The sequence below is a fragment of the Micromonospora cremea genome, assembly GCF_900143515.1.
In the GTDB taxonomy this organism is placed as follows: domain Bacteria; phylum Actinomycetota; class Actinomycetes; order Mycobacteriales; family Micromonosporaceae; genus Micromonospora; species Micromonospora cremea.
In genome coordinates this window covers 2,471,292-2,488,099 of the sequence record NZ_FSQT01000001.1, presented here as the reverse complement: position 1 = coordinate 2,488,099, position 16,808 = coordinate 2,471,292, and the positions used below count along the sequence as shown (strand labels likewise).

Sequence of the window (16,808 nt, the reverse complement as noted above, 5' to 3'; positions counted from 1 at the left end):
ATTCATAGGCGGGTAGTTGACACCAGGTATTGACTGAGATCGCGCTTCAGGAACCTGCCGTGCCCGGCCGCGCCGTGGAAGGCGTTGTCGTCGACCACGACCCGGCCACGGGACAGCACGGTGGAGACCTTTCCGGTCAGCTCCATGCCCTCGTACGCGGAATAGTCCACGTTCATGTGGTGGGTGCTGGCCGAGATGGTCTGCTGGGCCGTCGGGTCGTACACGGTGATGTCCGCGTCGGCGCCCGGCGCGATGACGCCCTTGCGCGGGTAGAGCCCGAACATCCTGGCGGGCGTGGTCGAGCTGATCTCCACCCAGCGCGGCAGGGTGATCTCGCCTTTCACGACGCCCTGATAGAGCAGGTCCATCCGATGCTCGACGCCGGGCATCCCGTTCGGGATCTTGGAGAAGTCTCCCCGGCCCAGCTCCTTCTGGTCCTTGAAGCAGAAGGGGCAGTGGTCGGTGGACACCAGCGACAGGTCGTTGGTGCGCAGGCCCCGCCACAGTTCCGCCTGGTGCTCCTTGGGGCGCAGTGGGGGAGAGGCGACGTACTTCGCGCCCTCGAAGTCGGGCTTGGCCAGATCCTCCAGCGACAGGTACAGGTACTGCGGGCAGGTCTCGGCGAACACGTTCTGCCCGGTGTCACGCGCCTGGGTGACCGCGTCCAGGGCGTGCGCGGCGGAGAGGTGCACGATGTACAGCGGCGAGCCGGTGACCTTGGCCAGCGCGATCGCCCGCGAGGTCGCCTCGCCCTCCAGCTCGGGCGGCCGGGTCAGGCCGTGCTGCACCGGGTCCGTCTGACCGTTGGCCAGCGCCTGGAGGACGAGCTGGTCGATGGCGATGCCGTTCTCCGCGTGCATCATGATCATCGACCCGGTGTCGCGGGCCTTCTGCATCGCCCGCAGGATCTCCCCGTCGGTGGCGTAGAAGACCCCCGGATAGGCCATGAACATCTTGAACGTGTTGACGCCCGCGTCGATGCAGGCGTCCATCTCCTTCAGAGACGTGTCGTTGACGTCTGAGATGATCATGTGGAACCCGTAGTCGATCGCGCAGTTGCCGTCGGCCTTGCTGTGCCACTTGTCCAGCGCGGACAGCACGGACGTGCCCTTGCCCTGTACGGCGAAGTCGACGATGGTCGTCGTGCCGCCCCAGGCTGCCGCGATTGTCCCGGTCTCGAAGTTGTCCGCCGAGAACGTGCCGCCGAACGGCATCTCCATGTGGGTGTGGCCGTCGATGCCGCCCGGCACTACGTACTTCCCGGTGGCGTCGATCACGCGCTCGGCACCGGACGCCCACTGCTCGGCCAGACCCGAGTCGGGCGCGGCGAGCGCCGCTATCCGCTCGCCCTCGACCAGCACGTCCGCCGGGTGCGCCCCGGTGGCGTTGACGATTGTTCCGTTGCGGATGACGATGCTCACGGCTTCACCAGCGATTCGTACGTGTCGGGACGGCGGTCGCGGTAGAAGGCCCACAGGTCACGGACCTCGGCCAGCTTGTCCATGTCCAGGTCGCGGACGACGACCTCCGCCTCGCTGTCCGACGCCGCGTCGCCGACCAGTTGCCCGCGCGGGTCCACGAAGTACGACTGGCCGTAGAAGTCGTTGTCGCCCAACGGTTCCACGCCGACCCGGTTGATCGCGCCGACGTAGTACTCGTTGGCGACCGCGGCCGCGGGCTGCTCCAGCCGCCACAGGTACTCCGACAGGCCGCGGCTGGTCGCCGACGGGTTGAAAACGATCTTCGCGCCGGCCAGGCCGAGCGCCCGCCAGCCCTCGGGGAAGTGCCGCTCGTAGCAGATGTAGACGCCGATGCGCCCCACGGCGGTGTCGAACACCGGGTAGCCGAGGTTTCCCGGCCGGAAGTAGAACTTCTCCCAGAACCCTTTCACCTGCGGGATGTGGTTCTTCCGGTGCTTGCCGAGGTAGGTGCCGTCGGCGTCGATCACCGCGGCGGTGTTGTAGTAGACGCCGGGCTGCTCCTGCTCGTACATCGGCACGATCAGCACCACGCCGTGCTGTTCGGCGACCTCGCGCATCAGCGCGGTCGTCGGCCCGTCCGGGATGGCCTCGGTGTACGAGTAGTAGTCCGCGTCCTGGATCTGGCAGAAGTACGGGCCGTAGAACAACTCCTGCAGGCAGACCACCTGTGCCCCCTGCGAGGCGGCGCTGCGGATGGCCTCGACCGCGTTGGCGATCATCGACTCCTTGTCGCCGGTCCACTTCTGCTGCACCAGCCCGGCTCGGATGATGTTGCTCACTTTTCCCCCTTCGCGTGCGCGGTGCGCGGCATCGACAGCGCCAGGTAGACGAGGAACCCGCCGATCAGACCGACCACCCAGCTGTAGTCGTAGAGCGGCTTGAGGAACGGGATGAGCCCGTCGGACGGGAACGGCCCCTTGCCGGGTGCGGAGTAGGCGCCACCCACCGCGAGGACCGCGCCGACGACGGTGGCGACGATGGCGGGCCAGTTCCACCCGCCGGAGAACCAGTACCTGCCCTCGGGGCGGTAGAGGGCCGGCAGTTGGAGCTTGGTGCGGTAGCGGATCCAGTACCCGGCGATGAGTACGCCGGCGACCGCGCCGAGCAGGCCGCCGTAGAACCCGAGCCAGACGAAGATGTAGATGTTGGGGTCCTGCACCAGGCGCCACGGCTGGATCAGGATGCCGAGCACGCCGGTGATCAGGCCCCCGGTCCGGAAGCTCACCAGGCGGGGCGCGGCGTTGGAGAAGTCGTACGCCGGGCTGACCGTGTTCGCCGCGACGTTCACCGACAGCGTGGCGACCACGACGGTGAACAGGCCGAGCGCTACCACCAGCGGGTTTTCGAACTTGGCCGCGAGTTGGATGGGGTCCCAGATCGCCTCACCGTAGATCACGGCCGTGCCCGAGGTGATCATGATCGACAGGATGGCGAAGAAGGACATCGTGGTCGGCAGGCCGAGGATCTGGCCGTACGCCTGCTGCCGCTGACTGCCGCCGAACCGGGTGAAGTCGGGGATGTTCAGCGACAGCGTCGCCCAGAAGGCGATCATCCCCATCAGTGACGGCGCGAACAGCTTCCAGAAGTCGGCGCCCCAGCCCAGCTTCGACGGCTGGGACAGGATCGGGCCGAGCCCGCCGGCCTCGACCAGCACCCAGATCAGCAGGGCGACGGCGACCACGATGACGAACGGTGCGGCCCAGTTCTCGAAGCGCCGCAGGGTGTCCATGCCCCGCCAGATGATCGCCATCTCGATCGCCCAGAACAGGAAGAACGAGGCCCACAGCGTCCACGGGTAGTCCATCACCGTCGCCGCGTCGACCCACCAGGAGCCGAGCAGCTTGCCGGCGATCGCGTAGATCGCCTCGCCGCCGATCCAGGTCTGGATGCCGAACCAGCCGCACGCGATGAAGGCGCGCAGCAGGGCCGGGAGGTTCGCGCCGCGGACTCCGTAGAAGGCGCGGGCGAAGACCGGGAACGGGATCCCGTACTTCGTGCCCGCGTGGCTGTTCAACAGCATCGGGATCAGGACGAGCAGATTGCCCAGCGTGATGGTGAGGAACGCCTGCACCCAGTTCATGCCGAGCTGGATGAGCCCGGCGGCGAGCAGGTAGGTGGGGATGTTGTGCGCCATGCCGATCCACAGCGCCGCGAAGTTGTACGTGGTCCAGGTGCGTTTCTCGATGGGCACCGGGGCGAGCTCTTGGTTGAAGTACGGGCTGTCGGCGATCGTGGAGAAATCGCGCAGCTCGACTCGGCCATCCGGATGGGTGATCTGTGTGCCCGGCTCGAGCGCGGTGGTCTCGGTGGGGGGCAGGGGTTCAACGGCCATCGGTCACCTCCCTGTCACGCTGCCGCAACAGCGGCCGTCCAACCGGCGCGTGCTGCGGGTGGGGGCGGATCAGCACGATCTTTATCTCGGAATGGTGGGTGTCCCGGACCCGCCACGGGCAGCGGCAAAGTGTCCACGCTTGCCATGATCGGGGCACACTGTGTCCACGGGCATGTCCGCACGGAGCTGTCAATCGTCGCGGTGGATGGATTCGGGTCTTCTGCCGGACCTTGACCTGTCACGCGTCGTCGAGTTCGTGCACCAGCAGCGCCACGTACAGCGACAACATCGACTCCGGGTCCTCCAGCGACACCCCGAGCACCTGCGCGATCCGTGACAGCTGCTGGTAGTAGGCCGTACGTGACAGGTGCGCGGCGCCGGCCGCCGCCGACTTGTTTCCGCCCTGCTCGCAGAAGCAGCGCAGCAGCTCCATGAGCCGGCTGCCCTGGCTGTCATCGCGCGCCAACAGGGGTCCGAGCTCCCGGTGAGCGAAGGCCCGGACACGCTCGTCCTCGCGCAGCAGGTGCAGCAGGCCACGCAGTCGCACGTCGTCGAGCCGGTGGTAGACCTTGGTGCCGGGGGAGCGTAGCGCGGCACCGGCGACGTGTGCGGCCTCGCCGAGACTGCGCCGCACATCGGACACCTGCGACACCGTCGTGCCGACGGCGACCACCACGGCAGTGGCCGCCGAGCGGTGAACTTCTCTGGCCAACCGCCGCAGGATCGCATCGACCTCCGCCTGCGCTGGCAACGACAGCAACGCGCGCACGCTGGTGTCGTCCACGACGCCCACCAACGCCGGCACACTCACCCGTCGCGCGGCCAACGCGGTGGCCTCTGCGAGGTCCCGCAACACCTCCTGGGTGGCCAGTGCGGGGGCGCGCGGCGTGATGCTCCCCGGTCGGATCGCCACCCCGACCAGTTTCCGCCGCTCCAGCGCAACGCCCAGCGCGGCCGCCCGGGTGCTCAGATCAGCAGGAGGCAGGGCCTGGCCGAGCAGTTGTGCGAGCAACATTCGGTGCGTCTGCCGCTCCAGGCTTTCCCGATCCCGTGCCACGAGCCGGTGCACCGCCAGTGCCGACGCGGCGCGCTCCGCGACCACCACGTGACGGTGCGGGGGAGGGGCTGGCGAGAGCAGAACCAGCCGTCCCCAGTCGGCGCCCTGCGCGCCGACCGCGGTGATCAGCCAGCCGGCTTCCTCGTCGTAGGCGGTCCGTTGGGACACCGCCACGGACCGGGATCGCTGCCCCCAGTCGGTCAGCAGCTCGATCGGGTCCTGCCCGGCCGTGTCGTACGCGAGCACGTCGTGCCCCAGCGTCTCCAGGACGACCGGCAGCCCGGAGATCCTCGCGACCTCGCGCAACACCTCGGCTGGCTCCGCCCCGGCGACTGTGAGCGCGGTGAACGTCTCGTGCACCTGCTCGGCCGCCCGCAGCTCGGCGAGCTGCGCGTCCACGATCAACGCCACGACCGCCTCCGTGACGGACACGAACTGGGTCTCGCGCGCCAGCGTGATCAATGGAAGCCTGTGTCGTTCCGCAGCCGCCACCAGCGCGTCCGGCACGTGATCGCTCCAGCGCCGGACCAACTCCACCACGAGCCCCGCCGCGCCGACGGCGGCCAGGTCGTCCACGTACGCCGTCAGTGCCGTTTCCTCGTCGGGTAACGCGATGCCGGTGGTCAGCACGAGCTCGCCGCCGCGCAGCAGATGAGCGATGTCGGCGACCTCCGCCGCATGAACCCAGCGGACGGGCCGCTGCATGCCATCGGACCCCGCGACGACGCGTGGCCGACCGCGCCGGATCACCGGCAGCGCCACCGCTTCTGCGACCGTCGGGTACATGCGGCCTCCCCTGCGCGGTTGCACACAACGTAGCGCCATCGATGCCGACCCGTACAGGTTGTCGGTGGCGGCGAGCACCGAAGTCTCGGGACACTCGGCTGAGGTACGAGATACGGAGGACGCGATGGCGCATCGGGAGTTGCTGCATCGACACCGGTCCGTGCTGCCGAAGTGGCTGGCCCTCTATTACGAGGAGCCGATTGAGATCGCCAGCGCGCACGGTCGCCGGGTGACCGATCGCGAGGGCCGCACGTACCTCGACTTCTTCGGCGGCATTCTCACCAACTCGATCGGCTACGACGTGGCCGAGATCAGCGACGCGGTCCGCTCGCAGCTCGACACCGGCGTGCTGCACTCCTCGACGCTGTACCTGATCGAGTCGCAGGTCGAGCTCGCCGAGAAGATCGCGCATCTGTCCGGGATCCCGGACGCGAAGGTGTTCTTCACGAACTCGGGTACGGAGGCCAACGAGACCGCGTTGATGCTCGCCACGCAGCACCGCCGCAGCGGGCAGGTGCTCGCGCTGCGCAACTCGTACCACGGGCGCGCGTTCGCCACCGTCGCGATCACCGGCATCCGCGGCTGGTCGGCCAGTGAGCTCAGCCCGATCACGGTGAGCTGGGTGCACGGTGGCTACCGGTACCGCAGCCCCTTCAAGGACCTGTCGGACGCCGATTACGTCAAGGCGTGCGTCGCCGACCTGCGCGAGGTGATCGAAACCGCGACCGCCGGCGACGTGGCGTGCATGATCGTCGAGCCGATCCAGGGCGTGGGCGGTTTCGCCTCCCCGCCCGACGGCCTGTTCCGCGAGTTCAAGAAGGTGCTCGACGAGTACGGCATTCTGCTCGTCTCCGACGAGGTCCAGACCGGTTGGGGCCGTACCGGCGAGCACTTCTGGGGCATCCAGGCGCACGACGTCGTGCCGGACGCGATGACCTTCGCCAAAGGACTCGGCAATGGTCTGGCGATCGGCGGTGTCGTCGCGCGCGCGGAACTCATGGACTGCCTGCAGGCCAACTCGATCTCCACCTTCGGTGGCAACCCGATCTCCACCGCGGGGGCCCTTGCCACCCTCAACTACCTCCTAGACCACGACCTGCAGGCGAACGCCGCAAAGCTGGGAAACCGCCTGATCCACGGCCTTCGCTCGCTCGCCGCGACGCATCCGGTGGTCGGCGACGTACGCGGCAAGGGTCTGATGCTCGCCCTCGAGTTCGTCGGCCCGGGCGGCGAACCCAATCCCGCGGCCGCAGCGGCGCTGCTGGAGGAAGCGCGCAGTCGCGGACTGCTGGTCGGCAAGGGCGGCCTGCACGGCAACGTGATCCGGCTGGCGCCGCCGATGACGCTTACCGAGGACGAGGCCGACGAGGCGCTGGGCATCCTCGCTGAGGCAATTGAGGCGGTGTCGGCATGAGGATCACGCACTGGATCGGCGGCAAGGCATGGACCGGCACCGCCCAGCGCACGGGTGACGTGTACGATCCCGCGACGGGTCAGGTCGGCGGGCAGGTCGATTTCGCCAGCGCCTCGGACGTCGACGAGGCGGTCACCGCCGCCCGCGAAGCCTTCTCCCGGTGGCGCAACGCCTCCCTCGCCCACCGCGCGAACGTGATGTTCGCGTTCCGCGAACTGCTCAACGCCCGCAAGTCCGACCTCGCCGAGATCATCACCGCCGAGCACGGCAAGGTGCTCTCCGACGCGGCGGGCGAGATACAGCGTGCGCTGGAGGCGGTGGAGTTCGCCTGCGGCATCCCGCAGTTGCTCAAGGGCGGGTTCAGCGAGAACGCCTCGACCAAGGTGGACGTGTACTCGATCCAGCAGCCGCTCGGCGTGGTCGGGGTGATCTCCCCGTTCAACTTCCCGGCGATGGTGCCGCTGTGGTTCGTGCCCAACGCCATCGCCTGCGGCAACACCGTGGTGCTGAAGCCGAGCGAGAAGGACCCCTCCGCGGCGAATTTCCTGGCGGAGCTCTTCGCCGAGGCCGGACTACCGGATGGCGTGTTCAACGTCGTGCACGGCGACAAGGAGGCGGTCGACCGGATCCTCGTGCATCCGCAGGTCAAGGCGGTCTCGTTCGTCGGGTCGACGCCGATCGCCCGGTACGTCTACGAAACCGCAACGCGCAACGGCAAGCGGGTGCAGGCGCTCGGCGGCGCGAAGAACCACATGGTCGTGCTGCCCGATGCCGACCTCGACCTCGCCGCGGACGCCGCCGTCTCGGCCGGTTTCGGCTCGGCCGGTGAGCGCTGCATGGCGATCTCCGTTGTCGTGGCGGTGGATCCGGTCGGCGATGAGCTGGTCGGCAAGATCAGCGAGCGGATCGCCGGAGTGCATGTCGGCGACGGTCGCCGCCCGGGCTGCGAGATGGGACCTCTGGTCACCGGGGCGCACTGCGACAGGGTGCGGTCATATCTGGACGCCGGCCGGTCCGCCGGCGCGAAGCTGGTGGTCGACGGACGCGGCCATTCGATCGACGGTGACGACGCCGGCTTCTGGCTGGGGCCGACACTCTTCGACCACGTCGACGTGGACATGTCCATCTACACGGACGAGATCTTCGGTCCGGTGCTCTCGGTGGTGCGGGTCCCCAGCTACGACGCGGCAGTCGACGTGGTGAACGCCAACCCGTACGGGAACGGCACCGCCATCTTCACCAACGACGGCGGCGCCGCGCGGCGGTACCAGAATGAAATCGAGATCGGCATGGTCGGCGTCAACGTGGCGATCCCGGTTCCGGTCTCCTACTACTCGTTCGGGGGTTGGAAGGACTCACTGTTCGGTGACTCGCACGCGTACGGGCCGCACGGCGTGCACTTCTTCACCAGGGCCAAGGTGGTCACCAGCAGGTGGCTCGATCCGTCGCACGGCGGCGTGAACCTCGGCTTCCCACAGAACAGCTGAGCAGCTCGTCGGCAGACCACGTCGACCAGACAGCTCTGCCGGGCCTCCTACCGGAGGCTCGACGCCGGCGGCGAGTCGGCGAGTTCCGCGATCACCTCGGCGTGACAGCGCTCCGGCGCACACCAGCAGCCGAGCCTGCGCCCGCGCACTTCGGCCAGGAGGGCGAGGAGTTCGGGGCTGTCGAGCAGGTACGCGCGGTACTTCTCGACGACCTCGTCCCGGGTGCCGTCCGGGCCGGGGCGGTACGGGCTGGACAACGGGGAGCGGGGGAGGTGCCAGCCGCCGCGATACATGGCGCGCCCGACGTAGAGCACGTCGGCGTACGCCGGGTCGTCGCGGTGGCCCTTCATGTTGACCACTGTGGTTGCCTGCATGGCTCGGCTCCTCAGGTTCCCGCCCGGCAGCGTCAGTATCGCGCGGGTCGCCGTTGCCGATCCACGTCCGGCCACCTTGCCGGTAGGCCAGACTGCACGGGTGAGAGTCACCGCGCTCACCATCAGGTGGACGCCGTGGCGGTTCGTGACCGCCTTCGGTCTGGTCAGCCTGCTCTCGGACGTGGTGTACGAGGGCGCCCGGTCGGTCATCGGCCCCTATCTGGCCACCGTCGGCGCATCCGCGACCGTCGTCGGGCTGGTCACCGGCGCTGGCGAGGCGACCGCCCTGGCCGGGCGGCTGGCCACCGGACCCCTCGCGGACCGGACCCGCGCCTACTGGCTGCTCGTCCTGGTCGGTTATGCCGTGACCATGGTCGCCGTGCCCGCTCTCGGGCTGACCACCGCACTGTGGCTGGTTGCGGCGCTGTTCGTCGCGGAGCGCGCCGGCAAGGCCATCCGCGGCCCGGCGAGGGATGTCATGCTCTCGCACGCCGCGGCGGCAGTCGGCCGCGGCAAGGGCTTCGCCGTCCATGAGGCGCTCGACCAGGCCGGCGGCGTGGCGGGGCCGCTGCTGGTCGCCGCCGTACTGGCCGCGACCGCCCACAACTACCGGCCCGCGTTCCTCGCCTTGGCCGTACCCGCCGTGGCGGCGATGCTCCTGCTGCTGTGGCTACGCGCCGGCGTGCCCGACCCGCGTCGCTTCGAACCGGGCCCTCGACCCGGCGCGCCGCCCGCCCCGCCGGGCGGCCGGCTACCCCGCGTGTTCTGGACCTATCTGGCGTTCACGGCGGGGACCACGGCCGGCTACGCCACCTTCGGGGTGCTCAGCTTCCACCTCGCCACCCGGCACGTCGTACCCGTGGCGGTGGTCCCGGTCGTGTACGCCGCCGCGATGGGCGTCGACGCGCTCGCCGCGCTGGCCTCGGGGTGGCTGTATGACCGCGTCGGGGTCCGGGTGCTGGCCGCCGTACCCGTGCTGACCGCCCTGATCCCGCTGGCGGCCTTCACCACCACCCCGGCGACCGCGGTCGCCGGGGTCCTGGCCTGGGGCGCCGTGCTCGGCATCCAGGAATCCACCATGCGTGCGACCATCGCCGACATCGTCCCCGCCGCTCGGCGGGGCACCGCCTACGGCATCTTCGCCGCCGGGTTGGGCGGGGCGACCCTGGTCGGTGGGCTGCTCACCGGCGCCCTCTACGACTACTCGATCACCGCGTTGATCATCACCGTGGCCGGCATCCAGGCCGTCGCCCTGGCCCTGTTCCTTGCCATCGTTCGACCGGCGACCTGACGCTGGGTCCCGAGAGCCGGCGGGGTGCCGGCTGGTCAGCCGGCGGCGGACGTCCGGCTGACCAGCCGGCACCCCGCCGCGTCTGGTATCGCCGACACCGGTCCGGACGGTGATGGCCACCGGGGAGGTTTCTGTCAGTTCACCTTCGCGGTGGCGCGGGAGATGATCGCGGCGAAGTCGACGCCGGTCGGCAGGGTGCCGTACGCCTGGCCGTGATCGCCGCCGAGCCGGGACGCGCAGAAGGCGTCGGCGACGGCGGGGTGCCCGTGCCGCACCAGCAGCGAGCCCTGCAGCACCAGGGCGAGCCGCTCGACGACGCGCCGCGCCCGCAGTTCGAGGTCGTCGAGGTCGGACAGGTCGGCCCGTACCTGGCGAACCGCGGCGTCGAGCCGTGCGTCGGTGCCGGCAGCGGCGCCCACCTCGGCCTGGAACGCCTCCATGACCTGGGGTTCCTTGACGAGAACACGCAGGACGTCCAGAGCGGCGACGTTGCCGGAGCCCTCCCAGATCGAGTTCAGCGGCGACTCGCGGAACAGCCGCGGCATGCCCGACTCCTCGACGTAGCCGTTGCCGCCCAGGCACTCGAGGGCCTCGGCGGTGTGTGCCGGCCAGCGCTTGCAGACCCAGTACTTGCCGACCGCGAGGGCGAGCCGTTTGAACGCGGTCTCGCTGGCGTCGCCGCGCGCGGATCGGTCGGTCGCTCCGGCGAGGCGCATCATGAGGACGGTGGCGGCCTCGGACTCGACCGCGAGGTCGGCGAGCACGTTGCGCATCAGGGGCTGGTCGATGAGGTACCGGCCGAAGGTCTGCCGGTGGGTGGCGTGGTGGGCGGCGGTGATCACGCCTTGGCGCATCCCGGCCGCCGCGCCGATCACGCAGTCGAGGCGGGTCAGGTTGACCATGTCGATGATGGTGCGCACGCCACGGCCCTCGTCTCCGACGCGCCAGGCGACCGCCTGCTCGTATTCCACCTCCGCCGAGGCGTTGGACCGGTTGCCGAGCTTGTCCTTCAGGCGCATCAGCCGCATCGGGTTGCGGGTGCCGTCGGGAAGGACACGCGGGACGAGGAAGCAGGTGATTCCGTCCGGTGCCTGGGCGAGGGTGAGGAAGATGTCGCACATCGGCGCCGACGTGAACCACTTGTGCCCGACGAGCCGGTAGGTTCCGTCCGGCTCAGGGCGGGCGGTGGTGGTGTTGGCGCGCACGTCCGAGCCGCCCTGCTTCTCCGTCATCGACATGCCCGCCAGCAGCCCCTGCTTGGCCAGCGGCGGACGCAGCCCGAAGTCGTACGTCGTGGCGGTGAGCAGCGGCTCGTACCGCGCGGCCAGCTCCGGGTTGTGCCGCAACGCCGGCACTGCTGCGTAGGTCATCGAGATCGGGCAGCCGTGGCCGGCGTCGGGCCGCCACGTGTAGAACTTGGCGGCCCGCGCCACGTGTGCGCCCGGTCGGGCGTCCGCCCACGGTGCGGCGTGCAGGCCGTGCGTGACCGCGGTGCGCATCAGCTCGTGCCAGGCGGGGTGGAACTCCACCTCGTCGATCCGATGGCCGTAGCGGTCGTGGGTGCGCAGGACCGGCGGATGCTCGTTGGCCAGCCGCCCGTACTCGATGGCCTGCTCGGCGCCGCCCAGGCGGCCGAGCTCGTGCAGCTCGGCGGCGGCCCAGCCGGCACCCTCCCGCTCGAGCCCGTCGAGCAGTGCCGGGTCGTCCGCCGCGTCGTAGCCGGCGAGCGGGGGAACCTGGTTGAAGACCTCGTGTGTCGTCACGGCGATACTCCCAGCGCGCGGTGGATGAAGGCGATCAGGGCGGGGATGGTCTCCGGGCCGGCGACCCCGGCGGCCAGCGGACCGACCATGGCCTCGGCCAGGGCGCCGACCAGCGCGGTCGCGGTCAGCTCCGGATCTTGCGGGGGTAGTTCACCGCTCGCCACACCGGCTGCGACATACCCGGCGATCAGTTCGGCGTACGCGCGGCGGAAGACGAGCCGCTCGGCGTCGACCGCCGGATCGACCGGCTCGGCGAGCAGGGCATACGCCAACCGTGGGGACTGCAGGGCGCGGCCAGAGAACGTCTCGACGACGGCGGCCATCTGCTCGGTGGCGGAGGTCTCCAGCGCTGCGGCGCGCGCGACCGCGTCCACCTCGCGCTGAGAGGCCGTGCGGAACACCTCGGCGAACAGATCGGCCTTGGTCGGGAAGTGGCGGTAGACGCTGCCGGTCGCCACGCCGGCCCGCTCGGCGACGGCGGCGACCGAGCAGCCGGCATACCCGTGCTCGGCCATGATTCCCAGTGCCGCGGCGATGATCCGTTCCCGGGAGGCGCTCAGCCGAGCCTTCACCCGCTCGGTGCTTCGATACGCCACGCAAGGATTGAACCATCATTCAATCCTTGGCGACAAGGTGTCGCTGGGAACCCAGCCCGGGGCAGGCACGTCGTAGGGGGCATGACGCGTAGCAGAGCCCACGTACCCCATCCAACGGCCGCCACCGGCGTCCCCCGAGTCGTGATTCCAGCTCGCGTCATGGGACTGGCCCTGGTCGCCGGTCTGGCGCTGGTCACCGGCTGTACGACGCAGCCGGCCCCCGTGCCGCCACCTGACCGGGGATTGCCGGCCGGCGGATTCCGGCTCGTCGCGTTCGACTCCTGCCCGGAGGCGCTGCGGCAGCTGAAGGCGGCAGCCAAGGCGTACGTCGGGCCCTGGGGGTTCGGGCCGAACGGGGACATCCGCACCTTCGACCGCGCCGAACAGGCTGGGGCGCCCGCCGCAGCGGGGCGGGCGGATGCGGCGCCCAAGGGCTACTCGGGCACCAACACGCACGAGGCCGGGGCCGATGAACCGGACCTGGTCAAGACCGACGGCAAGCGGATCGTCACCGTGAGCCACGGCAAGCTGTACGTGGTCGACCCGGCCACCCGCCGGCTGACCGGAGAACTGGAGCTGCCGGGTGCAGACAGCTTCGGCGGGGCTGAGGACAGCCTGCTGCTGGACGGTGACCGTGCGCTGGTGCTGCGCCGCGACGGGTGGGCCGGGATGGCGAGACCGACCGTCCGCGGGGGAGGCGCACGCGCCGTCCCGGCAGAGGCCCCAACGCCGGACGGCATCGTCGGCCCCCGGCTGATCATGGTCGACCTGTCCGCCGAGCCGAAGATCATCGGCGAATACCGGATCGACGGCAACCTGGTGGACGCCCGCCAGGCGGGCACCACCGTCCGGGTCGTGGTCCGCTCCGCGCCCCGGCTGAACTTCCCGCACCGGGAAGGGGCCACCGATGAGCAGCGCACCGCCGCCAACCGCGAGATCATCGACAACGCCACCGCCGACGACTGGCTGCCCCGGTACGAGGTCACCTCCGGTGGACGAACCAGCACCGGACGGGTCGGCTGCGAACGGGTGAGCCGGCCGGCCGCCTACTCCGGCACGTCGCTGATGACCGTGCTCAGCTTCGACCTCGGCGCGGCTGCGCTCGGCGCTGGCGACCCGGTCACCGTGATCGCCGACGGCGACACCGTCTACAGCAACGGACCCCGGCTGTACGTCGCCAACGACCAGCGCTGGCGGGTGCTGCCGATGCTGACCGCACGGAACATCGCACCCGATCCCAAAGACGAGACCACCGAGATCTATCAGTTCGACATCTCGGGCGCGGGTGCCCCGCGGTACGTCGCCGACGCGTCCGTACCGGGCTGGCTCATCAACCAGTACGCCATGTCCGAGTGGGACGGTCACCTGAGAGTGGCCACCACCAGTGGCCGTACCTGGGGCGACAAGCCGAACTCGACGTCCAGCGTGTACGTCCTGCGCGCCGACGGCACGGCGCTGACCCAGGTCGGCAAGGTCACCGGACTGGGCAAGGGGGAACGGATATACGCGGTACGGTTCGTCGGCGGCACCGGGCACGTCGTCACCTTCCGGCAGACCGACCCGCTCTACACCGTCGATCTGCGTGATCCGCGGGCGCCGAAGGTGAGCGGCGAACTGAAGATCAACGGGTATTCGGCGTACCTGCACCCGGCCGGCGATGGACGGCTGCTCGGCGTCGGGCAGGAGGCGTCCGACCAGGGCCGTGTCCAGGGCACCCAGCTCTCGCTCTTCGACGTCTCCGATCCGGCCAAGCCGACCCGGATCGCCCAGTATCACGTCAAGCAGGGGCACTCCGAGGCGGAGTTCGACCCGCATGCGTTCCTCTACTGGCCGGCCGAACGCCTGGTCGTGGTCCCACTGATCGTCTACGGCAGGGGCCTGCCGAGCAACGTGGCGCTGGCCCTGCGAGCCGGCGACGGCGGGTTCACCGAGGTCGGCACCGTTGACCACACGCTGGGCACGGGGCGTCCCGAGGATTTGACGCCGATCCGCCGGTCACTGGTGGTCGACGGAGTGCTCTGGACCGTTTCCGACGCTGGCCTCAAGGCGACCAGCCTCTCCACCATGACGACCCTCGGCTGGCTGCGTACGGCGTGAGCCGCATGGTGGTGGCCAGGCGGTGCGCGGCTGTTGCCCACCGCGCACCGCCTGGCGTCCGCGCCGACCGCGGGTGATCGGGCCCATGGTGATCAGGCGGCGGGTAACGTGAATGTCGTGGAGGATCTCGGCGCGAAGGTCTCGTACCTTGCGCTCGCCGTCGGCGCCCGGGTCTACGACGTCGACTCGGCACCCGTCGGCGTGGTCGAGCACGTGCTCACCGACGAACGCTCCGACATCTTCCACGGCGTGATCGTGGCCCCGCCAAAGCCGTACGGTTCCCACCGCTTCGCCCAGCGCGAGCAGATCGCCGACCTGTACGAGCGGGGGGTCGTGCTGTCGGTGCCCGGTGCCGAACTGCACGAGCCCCGCGAGGACACGCCGGCCAGAGAGGCCGAGGCCGCGGGTGACGACCCGGTGCAGGCGGGCCTCCGCCGCGCCTGGGAGTGGCTGAGTCGACCCCGCTGAACCAGGCGGGCCAGCTCACTCCAGGACGAGCGGCCCTTGGCAGGCGAGGAAGGGTTCAACGATCACCCCGACGGGCCTGCCGCACGACCCAGGTCTCAGCCTGATCGGGCAGTGTCGGTGATGTGCGCGATCACGGCCGAGTAGTCCCGGTCGCCAAGGCCGGCCTTTTGGGCCGACGCGACCCACTGCCGTGCGGCCGCCGCGACCGGCAGTTCGACGCCCGCCGACTCAGCGGCCGACACGACCAGATCGGCGTCCTTACGGGCGAGTGACAACGCGAACCGGAGCGGGAATTGACCGGACTCGATCGCCGGTCGTCGCCGATCCGCCTGCGAGCCGACGGGAGTCGCGGACAAGACCTCGAACGCTGTGTCCCGCGGCAGTCCAAGCCCATCCGCGAGGGCGAGCGCCTCACCGAGAACAGCGAGCACTCCGAAGAGGGTCGAATTGGCGACCAGTTTGGCCGCCGCCCCGGCACCGAGCGGTCCGACATGCATCGGCGAGCCAAGCGCGCCCAACACCGGCATCCACCGTTGGGCGAGCGGCTCCGGCCCTCCGACGAATATCCGGAGCGAACCGGACTCGGCCTCCGAGACGCTGCCCAGCACCGGCGCGTCGAGCAGGCCAACGCCATCCGGCAGCATCGCGGCCAACCGTCGCACCGCGGGCAGCCCGACCGTGGACATCTCAGCGAGCGTCGTCGACGCGGTAGCACCGGCGAGGATGCCCTGCGGGCCCTCGGCCACCTCCTGTAGCGCGGCCGGGTCGGCCAGCATGGTGATGACCAGATCGGCCCGGCGGGCAGCCTCTGCCGGACTGTCGGCAGCGACCGCGCCACGCGCCACAAGATCGCTGGCCCTCTGCGGCGTGCGGTTCCAGACAACGAGGTCATGGCCGGCATCGAGCAGCCGGCCCGCTATCCGGCTACCCATCCCACCCAGACCGATCACAGCGACCGTGGCCATGGCGCCATCCTGCCAATTTCGCCCGGGCAATGCCGCACAAAGCGCCGACTCGTCTACATCGATCATCGGCTCCGTGGCCCGGAGGCGCCGCCGCCGGACCGAGGTCGAAACTGCCTCGACCGGGCGCAGGGTGCCTGGCCGCTGCGGTGTCCCTGCCTGGGCCGCTTCAGGCGAGGGGGCTGAAGCTGCGGCCGTCGAGGACGTTGATGAGATCGTCGTCGCGGGTCACCTCGTAGCCGCGCTGGCGCAGGTCGGCCACCAGCTCGGCTTCGTGGTCGAGCGGGATCTCGAGGATGTCGCCGTTGAGGGCCGTGAACTTGCGTCCTCCGAACCGGGCCTGCAGGTCCCGCGGCAGCAGCTCGAACGCCCGCTCCGTGACCATTGGGGGCCAGTTTCCCTCCACAACCGCACCAACTTCGTTGATGCTGAACGGCTTGTCGTCGGCGAACCCGTCCTCGGGGTCGTAGTACTCCGGGCCCGCGGGGTTCCACAGGTGGGTGGTCTGAACCTGCCGGGCTTCGCCCCACGTGCGGGCGGAGGCGAGCGCCTTGATCTCCTCGGCCTCCGCGGGGGCGGTGTCGGCGTCGGCGAAGGCGAGGCAGTCCTGCATCTGTGCGTGGCCGTAGACCAGGCGCCGGGGCTTCGGGTGGTGCGTCGTCATGGCGCACATCATGCCGAAGGGGTACGACATTCAAGA

14 protein-coding genes are annotated in these 16,808 nt (G+C 70.0%); 5 read left to right on the top strand and 9 right to left on the bottom strand.

The genetic code is table 11. From position 1 onward, the window contains the following. Positions 1-2 precede the first annotated feature (2 nt). The 4 genes from hydA to BUS84_RS11420 all read right to left on the bottom strand — a co-directional run bounded on the left by hydA (position 3) and on the right by BUS84_RS11420 (position 5,656). On the bottom strand, positions 3-1,421 hold the full coding sequence (gene hydA / locus BUS84_RS11435; protein ID WP_074311219.1) for a dihydropyrimidinase: 1,419 nt from the start codon (positions 1,419-1,421) through the stop codon (positions 3-5). After that, positions 1,418-2,260: a nitrilase-related carbon-nitrogen hydrolase gene (locus BUS84_RS11430; RefSeq protein WP_074311217.1), complete on the bottom strand. Its 843-nt coding sequence runs from the start codon at positions 2,258-2,260 to the stop codon at positions 1,418-1,420. Before BUS84_RS11430 ends, hydA begins: the two co-directional genes overlap by 4 nt. Further along, positions 2,257-3,813 (bottom strand): NCS1 family nucleobase:cation symporter-1, encoded by a 1,557-nt coding sequence (locus tag BUS84_RS11425; protein WP_084757348.1) that lies wholly within the window; start codon positions 3,811-3,813, stop codon positions 2,257-2,259. Before BUS84_RS11425 ends, BUS84_RS11430 begins: the two co-directional genes overlap by 4 nt. Positions 3,814-4,051: 238 nt before the next feature. Continuing rightward, the gene (locus tag BUS84_RS11420) at positions 4,052-5,656 is read right to left on the bottom strand and encodes a PucR family transcriptional regulator (RefSeq protein ID WP_074311215.1); all 1,605 of its coding nucleotides are present in this window, start codon (positions 5,654-5,656) and stop codon (positions 4,052-4,054) included. A gap of 124 nt (positions 5,657-5,780) precedes the next feature. On the opposite strand from BUS84_RS11420, the gene BUS84_RS11415 reads away from it, so the two are divergent. Next, the gene (locus BUS84_RS11415) at positions 5,781-7,070 is read left to right on the top strand and encodes an aspartate aminotransferase family protein (RefSeq protein ID WP_074311213.1); all 1,290 of its coding nucleotides are present in this window, start codon (positions 5,781-5,783) and stop codon (positions 7,068-7,070) included. Then, the gene (locus BUS84_RS11410) at positions 7,067-8,557 is read left to right on the top strand and encodes a CoA-acylating methylmalonate-semialdehyde dehydrogenase (RefSeq protein ID WP_074311211.1); all 1,491 of its coding nucleotides are present in this window, start codon (positions 7,067-7,069) and stop codon (positions 8,555-8,557) included. Before BUS84_RS11415 ends, BUS84_RS11410 begins: the two co-directional genes overlap by 4 nt. Before the next feature lie 47 nt (positions 8,558-8,604). Here the strand turns inward: BUS84_RS11410 and BUS84_RS11405 are convergent, their stop codons facing one another. Beyond that, on the bottom strand, positions 8,605-8,931 hold the full coding sequence (locus BUS84_RS11405) for a DUF4326 domain-containing protein (protein ID WP_074311209.1): 327 nt from the start codon (positions 8,929-8,931) through the stop codon (positions 8,605-8,607). A 100-nt stretch (positions 8,932-9,031) separates the two neighbouring features. On the opposite strand from BUS84_RS11405, the gene BUS84_RS11400 reads away from it, so the two are divergent. After that, on the top strand, positions 9,032-10,222 hold the full coding sequence (locus BUS84_RS11400; RefSeq protein WP_244298478.1) for an MFS transporter: 1,191 nt from the start codon (positions 9,032-9,034) through the stop codon (positions 10,220-10,222). A 134-nt stretch (positions 10,223-10,356) separates the two neighbouring features. Here the strand turns inward: BUS84_RS11400 and BUS84_RS11395 are convergent, their stop codons facing one another. Further along, positions 10,357-11,985, bottom strand: a complete 1,629-nt coding sequence (locus BUS84_RS11395) for an isovaleryl-CoA dehydrogenase (protein WP_074311207.1) — start codon at positions 11,983-11,985, stop codon at positions 10,357-10,359. After that, positions 11,982-12,581: a TetR/AcrR family transcriptional regulator gene (locus BUS84_RS11390; RefSeq protein WP_074311205.1), complete on the bottom strand. Its 600-nt coding sequence runs from the start codon at positions 12,579-12,581 to the stop codon at positions 11,982-11,984. Before BUS84_RS11390 ends, BUS84_RS11395 begins: the two co-directional genes overlap by 4 nt. 159 nt (positions 12,582-12,740) lie before the next feature. On the opposite strand from BUS84_RS11390, the gene BUS84_RS11385 reads away from it, so the two are divergent. Next, a complete protein-coding gene (locus BUS84_RS11385) occupies positions 12,741-14,678 on the top strand; it encodes a beta-propeller domain-containing protein (protein ID WP_244298477.1) in 1,938 nt (645 codons plus the stop codon). A gap of 117 nt (positions 14,679-14,795) precedes the next feature. After that, the gene (locus BUS84_RS11380; protein WP_074311203.1) at positions 14,796-15,146 is read left to right on the top strand and encodes a hypothetical protein; all 351 of its coding nucleotides are present in this window, start codon (positions 14,796-14,798) and stop codon (positions 15,144-15,146) included. 95 nt (positions 15,147-15,241) lie between these two features. Here BUS84_RS11380 and BUS84_RS11375 read toward each other — a convergent pair whose 3' ends face one another. Beyond that, positions 15,242-16,111: an NAD(P)-dependent oxidoreductase gene (locus tag BUS84_RS11375; RefSeq protein WP_074311201.1), complete on the bottom strand. Its 870-nt coding sequence runs from the start codon at positions 16,109-16,111 to the stop codon at positions 15,242-15,244. Positions 16,112-16,277: 166 nt separating this feature from the next. Beyond that, positions 16,278-16,772 (bottom strand): hypothetical protein, encoded by a 495-nt coding sequence (locus BUS84_RS11370; protein ID WP_143728330.1) that lies wholly within the window; start codon positions 16,770-16,772, stop codon positions 16,278-16,280. Positions 16,773-16,808 lie beyond the last annotated feature (36 nt).

Bases quoted from the DNA above. Each gene is read 5' to 3' on its own strand.
- BUS84_RS11420 (WP_074311215.1), bottom strand. From the start codon at position 5,656: ATGTACCCGACGGTCGCAGAAGCGGTGGCGCTGCCGGTGATCCGGCGC.
- BUS84_RS11410 (WP_074311211.1), top strand. From the start codon at position 7,067: ATGAGGATCACGCACTGGATCGGCGGCAAGGCATGGACCGGCACCGCC.
- BUS84_RS11385 (WP_244298477.1), top strand. From the start codon at position 12,741: ATGGGACTGGCCCTGGTCGCCGGTCTGGCGCTGGTCACCGGCTGTACG.
- BUS84_RS11415 (WP_074311213.1), top strand. From the start codon at position 5,781: ATGGCGCATCGGGAGTTGCTGCATCGACACCGGTCCGTGCTGCCGAAG.
- BUS84_RS11375 (WP_074311201.1), bottom strand. From the start codon at position 16,111: ATGGCCACGGTCGCTGTGATCGGTCTGGGTGGGATGGGTAGCCGGATA.
- BUS84_RS11425 (WP_084757348.1), bottom strand. From the start codon at position 3,813: ATGGCCGTTGAACCCCTGCCCCCCACCGAGACCACCGCGCTCGAGCCG.
- BUS84_RS11370 (WP_143728330.1), bottom strand. From the start codon at position 16,772: ATGACGACGCACCACCCGAAGCCCCGGCGCCTGGTCTACGGCCACGCA.
- BUS84_RS11405 (WP_074311209.1), bottom strand. From the start codon at position 8,931: ATGCAGGCAACCACAGTGGTCAACATGAAGGGCCACCGCGACGACCCG.